12 protein-coding genes are annotated in these 14,456 nt (G+C 66.5%); 4 read left to right on the forward strand and 8 right to left on the reverse strand.

What is annotated here, in order from left to right; genetic code table 11:
• Nucleotides 1-105 precede the first annotated feature (105 nt).
• The 6 genes from PH586_RS08135 to fdhF are packed head-to-tail and all read right to left on the reverse strand — an operon-like array spanning nt 106 to nt 7,800.
• Nucleotides 106-1,080 (reverse strand): alpha-ketoacid dehydrogenase subunit beta, encoded by a 975-nt coding sequence (locus PH586_RS08135; protein WP_271347257.1) that lies wholly within the window; start codon nt 1,078-1,080, stop codon nt 106-108.
• Nucleotides 1,077-2,072, reverse strand: coding sequence for a pyruvate dehydrogenase (acetyl-transferring) E1 component subunit alpha (gene pdhA / locus PH586_RS08140; protein WP_271347258.1), 996 nt, complete (start codon nt 2,070-2,072; stop codon nt 1,077-1,079). Before pdhA ends, PH586_RS08135 begins: the two co-directional genes overlap by 4 nt.
• Nucleotides 2,069-3,832 carry an acetate--CoA ligase gene (gene acsA, locus PH586_RS08145; protein WP_271347259.1) on the reverse strand — a complete coding sequence of 588 codons (1,764 nt, stop codon included), beginning with the start codon at nt 3,830-3,832 and terminating at the stop codon, nt 2,069-2,071. Before acsA ends, pdhA begins: the two co-directional genes overlap by 4 nt.
• 33 nt (nt 3,833-3,865) lie before the next feature.
• A complete protein-coding gene (locus tag PH586_RS08150) occupies nt 3,866-4,705 on the reverse strand; it encodes an FAD/NAD(P)-binding protein (RefSeq protein WP_271347260.1) in 840 nt (279 codons plus the stop codon).
• Nucleotides 4,698-5,720, reverse strand: coding sequence for a 4Fe-4S dicluster domain-containing protein (locus PH586_RS08155; RefSeq protein ID WP_271347261.1), 1,023 nt, complete (start codon nt 5,718-5,720; stop codon nt 4,698-4,700). The genes PH586_RS08150 and PH586_RS08155 overlap by 8 nt, the downstream gene beginning before the upstream one ends.
• Nucleotides 5,707-7,800: a formate dehydrogenase subunit alpha gene (fdhF, locus tag PH586_RS08160; protein ID WP_271347262.1), complete on the reverse strand. Its 2,094-nt coding sequence runs from the start codon at nt 7,798-7,800 to the stop codon at nt 5,707-5,709. The genes PH586_RS08155 and fdhF overlap by 14 nt, the downstream gene beginning before the upstream one ends.
• Before the next feature lie 194 nt (nt 7,801-7,994).
• Between fdhF and PH586_RS08165 the strand changes: the two genes are divergently transcribed.
• A complete protein-coding gene (locus PH586_RS08165) occupies nt 7,995-8,537 on the forward strand; it encodes an Hsp20/alpha crystallin family protein (protein WP_271347263.1) in 543 nt (180 codons plus the stop codon).
• Nucleotides 8,538-8,670: 133 nt separating this feature from the next.
• On the opposite strand, the gene PH586_RS08170 is transcribed toward PH586_RS08165, so the two are convergent.
• Nucleotides 8,671-9,570, reverse strand: coding sequence for a universal stress protein (locus PH586_RS08170; protein ID WP_271347264.1), 900 nt, complete (start codon nt 9,568-9,570; stop codon nt 8,671-8,673).
• Nucleotides 9,571-9,939: 369 nt separating this feature from the next.
• Here PH586_RS08170 and PH586_RS08175 point away from each other — a divergent pair, with 369 nt between their 5' ends.
• The 3 genes from PH586_RS08175 (at nt 9,940) to pncA (ending at nt 12,730) form a co-directional block, all read left to right on the forward strand.
• Nucleotides 9,940-10,965 (forward strand): phosphotransferase, encoded by a 1,026-nt coding sequence (locus PH586_RS08175; RefSeq protein WP_271347265.1) that lies wholly within the window; start codon nt 9,940-9,942, stop codon nt 10,963-10,965.
• Nucleotides 10,966-11,002: 37 nt separating this feature from the next.
• Complete coding sequence (locus tag PH586_RS08180) at nt 11,003-11,968, forward strand: ribose-phosphate diphosphokinase (protein WP_271347266.1); 966 nt, start codon at nt 11,003-11,005, stop codon at nt 11,966-11,968.
• Between the two features lie 129 nt (nt 11,969-12,097).
• On the forward strand, nt 12,098-12,730 hold the full coding sequence (pncA, locus tag PH586_RS08185) for a bifunctional nicotinamidase/pyrazinamidase (protein ID WP_271347267.1): 633 nt from the start codon (nt 12,098-12,100) through the stop codon (nt 12,728-12,730).
• 267 nt (nt 12,731-12,997) lie between these two features.
• On the opposite strand, the gene PH586_RS08190 is transcribed toward pncA, so the two are convergent.
• Nucleotides 12,998-14,359 (reverse strand): nicotinate phosphoribosyltransferase, encoded by a 1,362-nt coding sequence (locus tag PH586_RS08190; protein ID WP_271347268.1) that lies wholly within the window; start codon nt 14,357-14,359, stop codon nt 12,998-13,000.
• Between the last annotated feature and the right edge of the window lie 97 nt (nt 14,360-14,456).

Genomic DNA, 14,456 nt, shown 5'->3' on the forward strand with positions numbered 1-14,456 from the left:
GCAATCCACGATTACCTCGCGCCCTCTTCGCTCCCTGGGCTGCCACTCGCCGCAAGCCGGGCCGCATCGCCCAGATCGCCGTGCTGCCTTGGCGGAAGCTGCCGGCTAACCACACAGCTCATGGGCCGCCGCGACTATCGCCGGCACCTGCGGCAGCGCGGCGTGTTCCAGGTGTTTGGCGTAGGGGATCGGCACTTCGGCGCTGCACACCCGTGCCGGCGCCGCATCTAGCTCGTAGAACGCCTGCTCGACGATCCGCGCGATGATCTCGGCGGCCAGGCTGCCGCTGCGCCAGCCTTCGTCGACCACCAGCACGCGCCGGGTCTTGCGCAGCGAGGCGAGAATGGTCGCATCGTCCAGCGGGCGCAGCACGCGCAGGTCGATGACCTCGGCGGCGATGCCCTCCCCGGCCAGTTGCTCGGCCGCCGCCAGGGCCTTGCCGAGAGTGCCGCCGTAGGCGATCAGGCTCAGGTCGCCGCCCTCACGGCGCACCCGCGCCGAGCAGATGTCCACAGGCGCGTGCTGATTCAGCTCGCCCTCCAGGTTGTACAACTGGGCATGCTCGAAGATCAGCACCGGATCGGGGTCCTGCAACGCCGGCCAGAGCATGCCGCGGGCGTCCTCCAGGGTCGCCGGGGCGAGGATCTTCAGGCCGGGAATATGCGTGTACCAGCCCTCCAGGCTGTGCGAGTGCTGGGCCGCCAGCTGGCGGCCGGCGCCGGTGGCCATGCGCAGCACCAGCGGTACCGAGAACTGGCCGCCGGACATATGGCGCAGGGTCGCGGCGGTGTTGATGATCGGGTCGAGGGCGAGCAGGCTGAAGTTCACCGTCATCACCTCGACGATCGGTCGCATGCCGCCCAGTGCCGCGCCGATGCCGGCACCGACGAAGCCCAGCTCGGACAAGGGCGTATCGCGGATACGCGCCTCGCCGAACTCCTCGAGCAAACCCTTGGACACGGCATAGGTGCCGCCATAGCGGCCTACATCCTCGCCCATCAGGAACACCCGGGAATCACGCAGCATTGCCTCGCGCAGGGCTTCGCGCAGCGCCTCGCGGTAAGTTGTGTGCTGGCTCATGGCGTGCCCTGCGCATTCGCTGGCGTGTAGACATCGCGGCACAGGTCCTCCTGCGGCTCCAGGCTGCCGGCCTCGGCGAAGGCCACCGCGGCTTCCACCTCCTGCTCCACTTCGGCCTCGAGTGCCGCCAGGCCCGCCTCGTCGAGCAGGCCCTCGGCGTTGAGCCGGGCCTTGTACGCGAGGATCGGGCCGCGCTTCTTCCACTGCTCGACTTCGGCCTTGTCGCGGTACAGCTCCGGGTCGAACATCGAATGGGCGCGGAAGCGGTAGGTCTGGTATTCGAGAAAATAGGGTCCCTGCCCCGCGCGCACCTGCTCGACCGCCGCACCGGTGGCCTGGTGCACGGCGACCACGTCCATGCCGTCCACCACCTGGGTGGCGATCTTGTAGGCGGCGGCCTTGGCGCACAGGTCGGTCTGCGACTGCGAGCGCGCCAGGGCGGTGCCCATGGCGTAGAGGTTGTTCTCGCAGCAGAACAGCACCGGCAATTGCCAGAGCACGGCCAGGTTGAGCGCCTCGTGGAAGGCCCCTTCGGCCATCGCGCCTTCGCCGAAGAAGCAGGCGGCAAGCCGCTTACCGCCCTGCATGCGTTCGGCCAGGGCCAGACCGACTGCCAGCGGCAGGCCGCCGGCGACGATGGCGTTGCCGCCGAAGAAGCGCGTGCGGGCGTCGAACAGGTGCATGGAGCCGCCGCGGCCGCGCGAGCAACCTTCCTGCTTGCCGTACATCTCGGCCATGATCCGCGTCATCGGCACGCCCTGGATCAGCGCATGGCCATGCTCGCGGTAGGTGGCGAGCACCGCATCGTCGGGCGCCAGGGCATGCAGGGCGCCGACCACCACCGCTTCCTCGCCGATATACAGGTGCAGAAAGCCACGGATCTTGCCTTGCCCATACAGTTCGGCGGCGCGTTCTTCGAGGCGGCGGATGCGCAGCATGTCGCGCAGCAGGCCCAGGGCGAAGTCGCGCGGGGACGGCACGGGCGCACTCATGACGGACTCTCCAGGGTCGAGGTGTCGCCCTCGGGCAGGCCCAGTTCGCGGGCCTTGAGCAGGCGGCGCATGAGCTTGCCGCTACGGGTGTGCGGCAGGCTCGGCAGGAATGCCAGCGCCTTGGGCGCCACTGTGGCGCCCAGACGCTTGCGTGCATGGCCGAGCAGTTCGTCGTGCAGCGCCTGGCTGGCGACGAAGCCGCTCTTCAGCGCAACGAAGGCCTTGACCCGCTCGCCGAGCAACGCATCGGGGATGCCGATCACCGCCGCCTCGGCCACGGCCGGGTGCTCCAGCAGTGCGCTTTCCACCTCGAACGGGCCGATCAGGTGCCCGGCCGACTTGATCACATCGTCGTCGCGACCGACGAACCAGTAGTAGCCGTCGGCATCGCGGCGCGCCAGGTCGCCACTCAGGTACCAGTCGCCGACGAAGCAGCGGCGGTAGCGCTCCTCCTGTCCCAGGTAGGTGCGAAACAGCGCCGGCCAGGGCCGCTTCAACGCCAGTTCGCCGACCTGCTCGTCGGCCAGCAGCTGCAGGCTGCCGTCTTCACCCCGGGAGACGATGGCCGCCTCGACGCCGGGCAGCGGTTTGCCCATGGAACCGGGCTTGATCGGCATGGCCAGTGTATTGGCGATCATGATGCCGCCGGTCTCAGTCTGCCACCAGTTATCGTGAATGGGCCGGCCGAGCACCTCTTGCCCCCACCACACGGCCTCCGGATTGAGTGGCTCGCCGACACTGGCGATAAAGCGCAGGTGGGCGAAATTATGCCGATGGGCCAACTCCGGACCGGCCTTCATCAACATGCGAATGGCCGTGGGGGCGGTGTACCAGACGCTGATCTTCTCCTTTTCGAGGATGCTGTACCAACGTTCGGCATCGAATTCGCCACTGTCGACCACGCTGGTCACACCCAGCAGCAACGGCGCGATAATGCCGTAGGAGGTCCCCGTGACCCAGCCGGGGTCGGCGCTGCACCAGTAGATGTCATTGGGGTGCAGGTCGAGGGCGTACTTGCCGCTGACGTAGTGGGTCAGCACCGCGCCGTGCACGTGCAAGGCGCCCTTGGGCGTACCGGTGGTACCGCTGGTGAAGTGCAGCAAAGCCGGGCTGTCGGCCGTGGTCGGGGCAATGCTGAAGTCTTCCGCCGCCGTGGCCAACAGCTTGTGCAGGCTCAGGGTGCCCTCCGGCGGGGTGCTGCTGGCGCCGTTTTCGTCGTACAGCAGCACATGCTCGAGCGCCGGCAGGCGCTCGCGGATGGCGGCGATCTTGCGCCGATAGAGGGTCTCGCTGGTCAGCAATATGCTGCCCTCGCCCAGGCGCAGACGGGTTTCCAGCGGCTCGGGGCCGAAGGCGCAGAACAGTGGCGACACCACGCAGCCGTTCTTCAAGCCGCCCAGCACCCCCAGGTACAGCTCCAGGCCGCGCTCGCAGAGCACGAACAAGCGCGCCCCGGCACCGACACCCAGCCCCTGCAGGACATTGGCGAAGCGGTTGCTCAGGCTGCTCAGCTGCGCGTAGCTGATCGAGCAATGGCCGCCATTGCGATCGAGGATGCGCAGCGCGACATGGCGCCTGCGCCGGCCCTGGGCATGCCGGTCGACGGCCTCGTAGGCCAGGTTCAGGGCGCCGCCGGGCTGGCCGGCCAACGCCTCGGCCTCGGCCTGCCAGGAGAAGGCTGCGCGGGCCTCGGGGCTGTCATCCCAGTTGGGCTTGACCCGCAGCTGCGCTGCGGTTTTTTCGATGATCGCCGGTCGCATAGATTTCTTCCCCCGATTCACTGCCAGGGCGACTCAACAGAGCCGCTGATCCTGCTTGGTGGCTGTTGGGTAACCGGCGCCCCGCACTTGCAGATAGCGGTCATAACGGTAGGTCGGGCCGTCCTTGCAGACGTACTCGGTGCCCAGGTAGCAATGCCCGCACAGGCCATCCGCACAGTGCATGCGCCGCTCCAGCGACAACCAGATCTTGTGCGCGGCGATACCGCGCTGCAGGCTCGCCTCGGCGGTCGCCAGCATCAGCGCCTCGGGGCCACAGCAGAGCACCGCTTCAGGCGCCTCAGCGGCGAACAGTTCATCGAAGTGATCCAGCGGCGAACCCTGGCGTTCGAGCGGTTTGGCCTCGTCGCAGGTTTCCATGAAGCGCAAGGTCTGCCGCCAGCGCTCGCGCTCGCGCCCCAGCACCTGGGCGGCACTGTGGCGCGCGCCATAGATGACGCTCAACTGCAGCGGCAGGCGGTGCTGACTGGCTTCGTCGATGACCCCGGCCAACGGCACCAGGCCGCAGCCACCCGCCACAACCAGCACCCGATGCGCACAGAAGAACAACGGCCAGCCCTTGCCGAAGGGGCCGCGATAACCCAGCACCGCGCCTACCGGTTGCTCGAACAAGCCCTGGGTAAGCGCGCCCATGCGCCGCACCAGGGCGTTGAACCGCCCCTGCTGATCCGGCAGGCTGAGGTAGGTGAACGGCGCTTCGCCGAAGCCGGGCACCGTGAGCATGAAGAATTGCCCGGGAATTACCGCCAAATCGCCGGCCAATGGTTTGTCGATGCGCAAGCTGAAGTGACGCGCCTCTTCACCGTCCGCGTAGTGGTCGAGCAACAGCAGTTTGCGTGGAGTCAGATCAATCATGGTGGACCACCCGCTGCATGACCCCATGTACGCCTATGCCGCCCGGGCAGACCCGGTCACAGCGGCCGCAACCGACACAGCCATAGGCCTCGAATTGTGCTTTGAATCCATCGCCGAACTTGTGCGACCAGAAACGCTGCACCCGTTGCCCCGGGGTGGCGCTGGGGTTGTGGCCACTCGCCTCTTGCTGGAAGCCCTGGTACAGGCAGGAGTCCCAGACCCGTTCGCGCTGCATGCTGGCTGGCGCATTGAGGCGATCCTGCGGGGCGTAGCAGGAACAGGTCGGGCACTCCGTCGTGCAACCGGAACAGCCCAGGCAGCGCAGCCCCAGCGCCTCCCAGGTCTCGGCGTCGATCTTCCCGGCATTCAGGGACACGATGCCGTCGACTATCTCCTGCTGCGGGCCCTGTTCTTCGGCGACGCAGACCTGGTTGGCGCTGCGCTCGGCTTGCCAGTCAGCGGTGGCCTCCGGTAAGCGCAGGCCGCGCAAGGCGGCGTGGCCGGCCTCACTGGCGACCAGCAGCAGCCAGTCGGTCGCGTGGTCCTGGCGTGGCACCAGGATCAGGTCGGCACGCTGCTCGCGCACCGCCGGGCCGCTGCCGACGATGCTGCAGAAACCGCCCTCGCAGCTGTGCAGGCAATCGACGCCTACCAACAGGGTGGCCTGACGCCGCGCCTGGTAATGCGGGTCTTCGGCGAAGAAACGATCCTGGTAGGCCACGGCCTGCAGGTCGCAGGCATGCAGGCCGAACAACACCTGAGGCTCCACCGCAGGCAGCGTCGAGTAGAACTGACCCCCGTCGAAGCGGAACAGCAACTCGCGTTCGGCGAAGAAAAAACTCTTGGCGGAAAAGGGCGGTGGCTCGGCCGCAGGCTCGAATGCCGTGAAATCGCGGGCGCTGACCAGCTCCCAGTGTTGCCCGCCCTGGCCGTCCCCGCGCACTTCGTACACGTGGTGTTGCAGTGCCAGATGGGCCCGCAGGCGTTCCGGTTGATCCAGGCTATAGGCTTGCATGATCGACCTCGCGGCTACCGGCCTGGGCACTGGGCGCCTGGTCGGGCGGTAGTGGCTCGACCCGCACTGCGCAGGCCTTCAGCTCGGGCATTTTGCTGATCGGATCCTGGGCGTCGTTGGTCAGGCGGTTACAGGGGGCTTCCTGGAAGTGGTAGGGCATGGCCAGGGTGCCCACGGGCACGTCATCGGTAAGCTGCACCCGGGTTTCCAGATACCCGCGGCGCGAACTCACCCGCACGCCCTGGTGATTGAGCAGGCCCAGCGTCTCCCCGTCGTCCGGGTGCATGAACAGCAGCCCGGCCGGCGTCTCGCGCTCGAGCAGCGGCGACTTGCGGGTCATCGAACCGCCGCCGTAGTGAAAATGCAGGCGGTGGGTGGTCATGGCAAACGGATACTCGGCGTCCGGGCATTCGTCCGGCGGCACCTGGGTCACCGGCAACAGGCGCCCGCGCCCCAGCGGAAAGGAGTGCTCGTGGAGAATCGGCGAACCCTGGGGGTGAGCGGCATCACAGGGCCATTGCAGGCCATGATTGGCGTCCAGGGCCGGGTAGCTGATCGCGGAAAACGCCGGTGTGAGCGCCGCCATTTCCGCGAACAGCGCCTCGGCATCGGCCCAGGCCATGCCTGGATAGCCCAGGCGCACGGCCAGTTCGGCCAGAATTTGCCAATCGCCGCGGGCCAGTCCTGGCGCGGCGATGGCCTGGCGGATGCGCTGCACGCGGCGCTCGCAGTTGGTGAAGGTGCCGTCCTTCTCGGCGAACGCGGCGGCCGGCAGCAGCACATCGGCACACTTGGCCGTCTCGGTCAGGCTGAGCTCGACCACCACCAGAAAATCCAGGGCCGCGAAGGCGCGGGCCACCTGATTCTGATCCGGATCGGTCAGCAGCGGATCCTCGCCCATGATCATCAGCGCGCGAAAATCGCCATGCTGCGCCGCCTTGAGCATGCCCTGCGAGGTCAGACCCGGCGCCTGCGGCAACTCGGTGGCCCAGGCGGCGGCGAACCTGGCCTGCACCGCCGGATCGCTGACCGCCTGGTAGCCGGGGTACACATTCGGCAGGCAGCCCATGTCGCAGGCACCCTGCACATTGTTTTGCCCGCGCAGCGGATTGATCCCGGTGCCGGGCCGGCCGATCTGCCCGCAGACCAGGACCAGGTTGGAGACCGCGATGACGTTGTTGGTGCCGCTCTGGAACTGGGTGATGCCCATGCCATAGGCGGTGAACGCCGCCTTGGCGTGGCTGTAGAGAAAGGCCAGGCGCTGCAGCTCGGCCACCGTCACGCCGGTGGCGGCGCTGGTCTGCTCCGGCGTCAGTCCGGCCAGATGCTGGCGCAGCGGCTGGATGTCCTCGCAACGGCTGTCGATGAAGGCGCGGTTCTCCCAGCCATTGGCGAAAATGATCTGCAACAGGCCGTTGAGCAGGGCGATATTGCTGCCCAGCCGCACTTGCAGGTGGATATCCGCCAGGCGCGCCAGGCGCGTCTTGCGCGGATCGACCACCACCAGGGTGGCGCCACGGGCCTGGGCGCGGAGCATGCGCGCGCCGATCATCGCGTGGTTCTCGGTGACATCGGCGCCGATGACCAGGATCAGGTCGGCCTGGTCGATATCGGCAATGCTGTTGCTCATCGCCCCGGAGCCAAGGGTGCGCGCCAGGCCGGCCACCGAGGGGCTGTGACAGATGCGCGCGCAGTGATCGATGTTGTGGGTCTTGAGCACCGCGCGAGCGAACTTCTGCGCGGCGTAGTTATCCTCGTTGGTGGCGCGGGCGCAACTGATCACGCCGACGCCAGCGGGCCCTTGCTCATCCAGGGCGCTGCGGAATTCCTCGGCGACCCGCCCCAGCGCCTCGTCCCAACTGGCCGGCCGAAAATGGCCATGCTCCTTGATCATCGGCTGGGTCAGGCGTTTGTACGGGTCGATGGCGAAGCTGGTGGCCCAGCCCTTGGAACAGAGTTGGCCCTGGCTGACAGGGTGTCCGGGCTGGGGCTCGACGCCGATGACGCGGCCATCTTCGACGCGCAGGCCAAGGCCGCAACCCACTCCGCAGAACGTGCAAATGCTCGGTACCACGCGCATGCCGATTTCCTCGCCGGACTACTTGCAAGTCAGGCTAGGCCGCTGTTCCTGTTCGACGTTTGATCAAGATCAACGAATCGCGGTGCAGGCTTGGCGAGCAATGGAATCGCTTTGATCAAGATCAAAGTTGCCGTCCATGGACGCTCGCAAAATATAGTTGTCCATCCCCGGACAACCTGCCAGGAGGAATGAAAATGCCCAGTTCCGCAAAGAAAATGCCGATAAAAACCGAAGATGCTGCGAGTAAACGCACAGAGTTGGCGACGCCCTGGCACCCGTTGGCCAATCTGCGTCAGCAGATCGATCATCTGTTCGAGGACTTTTCCCGCAGCCCGCTGCAGATGCCCTTCGGCCGCCGCATGCTCGACATCGAGCCGTTCTTTCGCCGCGAGCTGATGGACCACGGCATCCCCGCCGTGGATATTGCCGAGAAGGAAAGGAGCTTCGAGATCAGCGCCGAATTGCCCGGCATGGATGAGAAGAACATCGAGATCAAGCTGTCCAACGGCAACCTGGTGATCAAGGGCGAGAAGAAGGAAGAAACCGAGGAGAAGAAGAAGGACTACTACCTCTCCGAGCGCCACTACGGCTCCTTCGAACGCATCTTCAACCTGCCCAAGGGCGTCGATGTCGACAAGATCGAGGCCAGCTTCAGCAAAGGCGTGCTGACCATCAGCATGCCGAAGAAGCCCGAGGCCATCAAACCGGAAAAACACATCAACATCAAAGTCAGCTGAGTGCAGTCAGTCAGCAAGGCCCCTGGCGGCAACGCGCAGGGGCCTTTTTTTAGGTTAGAACACACCGCTTCGCTCAAGCGTACGCGGCCCGCCACATCCTAAAGCGCCGAGGCTCATCAATGCCGCGGCGGTGCTAAGCCTTGACCGCCAGGATGCTGCACGGCACCTGGTAGAGGAGATGCTCTGTGGTGCTGCCGATCAGCTTGTCCAGGCCCTGGCGCTGGACGGTGCCCATCACCAGCACATCGGTCTGGTTGAGCCTGGCAAAGTCGGCGATGGCACTGATCGGCGAACCGATGATGAAATGGCGGCGCTCGGCCGGTACCCCGTAATCGTCGGCCAGCGCGTTGAATCCGGCCTGCAGTTTGCTGCGCAACTCTTCGACCAGGTCGCTGCCGCTGGACACGCTGCCTGCCACCGCGTTGGTCAGATAGGCCAGCGTCGGGTCGTAGGTATGCAACAGGTGCAACTCGGCATCGCACTGCAGGGCCAGGCCATTGGCCGTTTCGATGATGCGCTGGTTGAGGTCGCTTTCCTGCGCTTGCGGGCGCGACGGATCGACGGCCGCGACCACGCGGCGCGGCAATGCATTGCCGGGGCTACTGACCAGGAGCACCGGTATCGGTGACTCGCGCAGCAGGTGCCAGTCCAACGGAGTGATGAATGCCCGCTTGAGCGCCGGCTCGTGCTGCAGATCCTTGATCAGCAGATCCGCCTGGATTTCCGCCGCATGCTGGAGGATTTCCTCCAGCGCATGATTGGTCCAGACCGCTTCAGTGGTGACCTTGATGCCTGTGCTGCGCAGCAACTCAGCCTCATCCTTGAGCCATTCGCGGTGTTCCTGCAGGTAGCTCTCACGGGTTTTATCCTGGACGCTCTTGTCCAGCAGCGAGAGGGTCGCAAAAGGTTCGACGAAGGCGGCGATATGCAGCGCGGCATCGCTGGCAGTGGCCAGAGCGGCGGCGCGTTGCAGAGCCGGCGTATGGCGCATGTCCCGGTCAGCGATGAGAAACAGGCGTTGATATTGACTCATGGGACACCTCAGTGGGGATGTTCGGGACGTGGCGCGGGCACCGATTGGCGCAGCCGGCGAATGCCTTACAAGCTGCGCCGCGGGGCTGGCGTTGGTGTTGATTTACATCAAGCCGATGCGCCAGCGTGGGGCGCATCCTGCGGGCATAGCGCTTACGCAATGGCAGCATGGCCTGCTTGCTGACTGGCTTGTGCGGATTCGGGGGACTTGACCGATGGCTCTCGCTCGAACGCCCTATGCTCACGGCTTTTTCCGGGTTGCCGCCTGTGGCGTGGGCACTCAGAGCGGCCTGTACGCGGTGAGCGCCTCGCGGCCTAACACCCTGACCTCCCCCCCGCTCCACGGGCAACGGGCGGCGGTGCGGCGGCCATGAACGCTCAGCAGGAGGTCATCGCCTTTCTCGCCTGCCCGCAAAGCTATGACGCGCCCGGGGACGAGGTGGAGCTGATCGAAACCCATGGCTCGCTGATCTTCCTGCACGGCCAGCGCGCCTACAAACTCAAGCGCGCTATCGCCTACGCCGCCCTCGACTTTCTCAGCCTGGACAGCCGTGAACGTGCCTGTCAGGCCGAACTGCGCCTCAACCGACGCACCGCCCCCGACCTCTACCTGGAAGTGCGTTCGATCAACCGCGCCGCCGACGGCAGCCTGAGTTTCAATGGTGGCGGCCAGGTTCTCGACTGGGTGGTGGTAATGCGGCGCTTTGCCCAGGACGCCTTGTTCGAACGCATGGCGCTGGACGGACGCTTGAGCCTGGACTTGATGGACCGCCTGGGTGCGCAGATCGCCCGCTTCCATGCCAGCGCCGAACTGACCCCGGCGTTCGGCGGCGCGGCCGGCATCCGCCAGGCTATCGAGGACAATCACCACGAGTTGCGTCTCTACCTGGCACAGCTCGATGCCGTCGCCGTGGATGCCCTGCACCATGACTCGCGGGCCGCCCTCGAGCAACTGGCCGGGCTCCTCGAACAACGCCGGCGCGAAGGCCGGGTGCGGCGCTGCCACGGCGACCTGCGCCTGGCCAACATCTGCCTGTACGAGGGGCGGCCGACACTCTTCGACGGCATCGAGTTCAGCGAGCAGATCGCCTGCATCGATGTGCTCTACGACCTCGCCTTCGTGCTCATGGATTTACGCCAGCATGGCCTTCCCGGGCATGCCGACAGGCTGTTGCAGCGCTACTTGGAACACAGCGCCCTGGCCGAGGACTGCCGGCCGCTGCCGCTGTTTCTCTCGCTGCGCGCGGCCACCCGCTGTTTCACCCTGGCCAGCGGCGCCCTGCGCCTGAGCGAGCCGCAAGCGCGGGCGGAAAAAACCGCGCAGGCACAGGCGCTGCTGAACCAGGCCAACGTCTATCTGCACGGCGACGGACAAGCCTTGACGCCACGCGGATAACAACGATGCTCAAGTTAAGCCCCAAGGAGCGCACGCCATGGCTAGAGAGTTTCCCCTGCTGTTCGCCCTGCACGGCAGCCAGGAATATGCCGCCCGCGTGGCCCAGCGACTCGCTTGCCCGCTGGCCGCCCATGAAGAGCGCTCGTTCGAGGATGGCGAGCACAAGAGCCGGCCACTGCAACCGGTCGACGGCCGTCGGGTGCTGGTGTTCCACTCGCTCTATGGCGATGCCGAGCACAGCGTCAACGACAAGCTCTGCCGCCTGCTGTTCTTCTGCGGCGCGTTGAAGGACGCCGGCGCCCGCCAGGTGCAGGTGGTCGCGCCCTACCTCTGTTATGCACGCAAGGAGCGCCGCACCCAGCCCCAGGACCCGATCATCAGCCGCTACGTCGCCAGCCTGTTCGAAGCCTCTGGCGTCGACCGCTTGCTGGCTCTGGAGGTGCATAACGACGCCGCCTTCGACAACGCCTTCCGCATCCCCACCCAGCACCTGAGAGGCGCCGAACTGTTTGCCGAGCACTTCGCCGAACGCCTGAGCGCCGACGAGGGGGTGATCGCCGTGTCCCCCGATGCCGGCGGGGCCAAGCGCGCCGAGCAATTCCGCCAGGCCCTGCAGCGGCGTATCGGCCGGCCGGTGGGCAGCGCCTACATGGAGAAATACCGCAGCAACGATGTGGTCACCGGCGCCCTGCTGGTCGGCGAGGTTCGCGGCAAGACCACGATCATCGTCGATGACCTGATCAGTACCGGCGGCACCCTGCTGCGCGCCGCCCAGGCCTGTCAGGTTGCCGGCGCCACGCGGATCATCGCCGCCGCGGTGCACGGTCTGTTCACGGGCGGCAGCGCGCTGCTCGACAGCCCGCTGCTGGAAACCATCGTCATCTGCGACAGCGTGCCGCCGTTTCGCCTTGATCCCGAGCTGGCGGCCCGGCGCCTGCTGATTATCGACAGCAGTGCGGCGGTGGCGGCAGTCCTGGCCGAGCAATATGGCCTGAAACCATGAGCGCTGGTGAAACAACGCCCGCCTGCAACTGCCCGTGGCTGAGGTCGCCTAACGCACCTGGCCGCGCAAGCCGGGCACAGGTCTGGTCAATGGCGTTCGATTTGGTCACCAGCACGGGGAGGAACCGTGATGTCCAGCCAACTCAACCCCGGCGCACAGGATCTGCTGCTGGTGATCGATGTACAAAATGACTTCTGTGCCGGCGGCGCCCTGGCGGTCCCCGGGGGCGACGAGGTGGTGGCCAAGATCAATCAGCTCGCGGCCGCCTTCGCCCATGTGCTGTTGACCCAGGACTGGCATCCGCCGGGTCACAGCAGCTTCGCCAGCCAGCATCCGGGCCATAGCCCGTTCGACACCATGCAGCTGGCCTACGGCGCCCAGACCCTCTGGCCCGACCATTGCGTGCAGGGCAGCCACGGCGCCGAGCTGCACCCAGCACTGGCCATCGCCCATGCCGAACTGATTCTGCGCAAGGGCTACCGGGCCGAGGTCGACTCCTACTCGGCGTTCTACGAGAACGACCGCCACACGCCCACCGGCCTGGCCGGCTACCTGCGCGAACGCGGGCTGCGGCGGCTGTTTTTGGTCGGCCTGGCGACCGATTATTGCGTGCACTACTCGGCGCTCGACGCCCGCCGTGAAGGGTTCGAGGTCGTACTGCTGCTGGACGCCTGCCGCGGCCTGGACAGCAATGGTTCGCTGGCCAAGGCGCTCAGCGCGATGCGCGCGGCCGGGGTGGAGATTCGTGAGGATGCGGCGTGAGCACGGCCGGCGGCGTTCCGTTCGGAGCGCAGCGACAGCCCGCCAGTTTTTGTGTCGTGCCGGTAAACCATGGTGCACTGCCTGCGGGTAGGGCGGCCGGGGCGCCGTCCGCTCGGAGCACAGCGACAGCCCGCCAGTTTTTGTGTCGTGCCGGTAAACCATGGTGCACTGCCTGCGGCGAGTGACACCCTACGGACCGTGGATTACTGCAGATTCGTAGCCCGAATGAAATCCGGGTCACGACACTCAGCGCCGGTAGCTAAGCGCTCAAGGCAGCCCGCTCAGGCGATCGGCGGTGTCGGCCAGCGCGCGCAGGGCCGGGGCGACCAGCACCGGATAGTCCGCCGCCGGTTCCAGGCGGCGCAGCGCCAACGGCAGACGCTGTAGCTCCTGACGGGTCGAGGCACGCACCTGGGCCAATGACGGCGATGGCTGCAGGCGCCGGCCCTGACGCATCACCGGCTGGATCAGCGGCACGCCTTCGGCCGCATCGTCCTCCAGGGTCAGGGTGTCGCCGCAACAGCGCCCTTCGTCGTCGTACTGCCGGTACACCTGCTTGCGCCCAGGCCAGGTGGCCTTGCCCTCGGAGCGCTTGCGCCGCGGGGTGCCGGCGTATTCCTGCAGTTTGTAGGCGCAGTCCAGCGCCGGCACGTCGCTCGAGGTGCCCAGGTGAGTACCGACGCCGAAGCCGTCGATCGGCGCGCCCTCCTGCCACAGGCGCTGGATCAGGTGCTCGTCGACATTGCCACTGGCGAAGATGGTCACGGCATTCAGGCCGCCACGGTCGAGGATCGCGCGTACCCTGCGCGCGTGGTCGCCAAGGTCGCCGCTGTCGAGGCGTACGCCCTGGATGTGAATGCCGGCAGTAGCCAGGCGTGGCGCCAGCTCGACCACCTTCTGCGCTGCGGCTTCGGTGTCGTAGGTGTCGATCAGCAGCACCACAGTGCCTGGCAGGCTGTGGGCGAAATGCTCGAAGGCCGCGTCTTCGTCGCTGTGCGCCTGGATAAACGAGTGGGCCATGGTGCCGGCAAGCGGGATACCGAATTGCGCGCCGGCGAGTACCGTGGCGCTGGCATCGAAACCTGCCAGGTAGCTGGCCCTGGCCGCATAGACGCCGGCCTCGGCGCCGTGACTGCGGCGCAGTCCGAAATCCACCAGGCGCGTGCCCTGTGCGGCCAGCACCAGGCGCGCAGCCTTGCTCGCGATCAGGCACTGGAAATGCAGCAGGTTGATCAACCGCGTCTCCACCAACTGAGCCTGCGGCAACGGTGCGGTGATGCGCAGGATCGGCTCGTTGGCAAAGAACGCGGTGCCTTCGGCCATGGCGTGAACATCGCCGCTGAAGCGCAACTGGGCCAGATAGTCGAGAAAGGCCGGCTTGAACGTCCCCTGCCCGCTCAGCCACTCCAGTTCGGCCTGGCTGAAGCGCAGTTGCTCGAGGTAATCGAGCACCTGCTCAAGACCTGCGGCCAGGTAGAAGTTACGCCTGGCCGGCAACTTGCGGGCGAAGAACTCGAACACCGCGGTTTCGAGCATGTCGCGCTCGTAATAGGCCTGCAGCATGGTCAACTGATAGAGGTCGGTGAGCAGTGCCCCGGGGCTGGCGAGGCGTGGTAGTTCAAGCGACATGACTCGGTCTCCCTTGCGAAGGACAGCGCGCCTGGCAAGTACTCGCACTGTGCCACCCGCTCACATGCCGGCAGGCTGATCCAGATCAAGACCCAGG

Source organism: Pseudomonas aestuarii (assembly GCF_027988105.1).
GTDB classification, from domain to species: Bacteria; Pseudomonadota; Gammaproteobacteria; order Pseudomonadales; family Pseudomonadaceae; genus Aquipseudomonas; species Aquipseudomonas aestuarii.